Source organism: Pseudomonas sp. EA_65y_Pfl1_P113, assembly GCF_963970525.1.
Classification (GTDB): domain Bacteria; phylum Pseudomonadota; class Gammaproteobacteria; order Pseudomonadales; family Pseudomonadaceae; genus Aquipseudomonas; species Aquipseudomonas tritici.
On record NZ_CAXAQM010000681.1, the window covers coordinates 1 to 432 of the forward strand.

At 66.4% G+C, this 432-nt stretch carries 1 pseudogene; it reads left to right on the forward strand.

Annotated elements, in window-relative coordinates:
* Positions 1 to 432, forward strand: a pseudogene (locus AACY52_RS31700) (3-methylcrotonyl-CoA carboxylase); the annotation flags it as partial.

Consider the following 432-nt stretch of genomic DNA (forward strand, 5'->3'; position numbering starts at 1 on the left):
TGAAGGATGCCGCCAAGGAACGCATGATCGCGGCGGGCGTGCCGGTGACGCCGGGCTATCTCGGCGAGGATCAGGCCCCCGAACGGCTGGCGGCGGAGGCCGCACAGGTCGGCTATCCGGTGCTGATCAAGGCGGTGGCGGGCGGCGGTGGCAAGGGCATGCGCCGCGTCGATAATCCCGCCGATTTCGCCGATGCGCTTGCGTCGTGTCAGCGCGAGGCGGCGTCGTCCTTCGGCAATACCGATGTCCTGATCGAGAAATACATCCTCTCGCCCCGCCATATCGAAGTGCAGGTGTTCGGCGACACGCACGGCAATGTCGTCCATCTGTTCGAGCGCGATTGCTCGCTTCAGCGTCGCCATCAGAAGGTGATTGAGGAAGCCCCGTCGCCGGGCATGGACGTCGCGACCCGCGAAGCGATCTGCGCGGCGG